This window comes from Opacimonas viscosa (assembly GCF_024199005.1).
Classification (GTDB): Bacteria; Pseudomonadota; Gammaproteobacteria; order Enterobacterales; family Alteromonadaceae; genus Opacimonas; species Opacimonas viscosa.
The window spans coordinates 1-223 of record NZ_JANATA010000382.1 but is presented as its reverse complement, the minus strand read 5'-3'; the positions used below and the strand labels follow the sequence as shown (position 1 = coordinate 223).

Here is a 223-nt window from a genome sequence, read left to right as displayed (position 1 = left end):
ATGAGAATACTTTTCCGAGTGCCATCGCAGCAGCTTCCATGTAAAGCTGTCCACTTTGAGAAAGATATGCATCTTCATCAAAATATTTAGTAGCAAACAGCTCTGTTGTTCCTTCTGGAGCACTTCCTGTTAAGATTGGCGGATCCACTTTCACGAAACCTTCTTGATGGAAAAACTCATATGTAGCACGAATAATTTCATTACGGATTTTCATAATGGCATG

At 39.5% G+C, this 223-nt stretch carries 1 protein-coding gene; it reads right to left on the bottom strand.

The features are described 5' to 3' along the window. Positions 1–223, bottom strand: a 223-nt coding sequence (locus NLF92_RS13995; protein WP_284700454.1) for an amino acid--tRNA ligase-related protein, incomplete at both ends; no start/stop codon positions are given.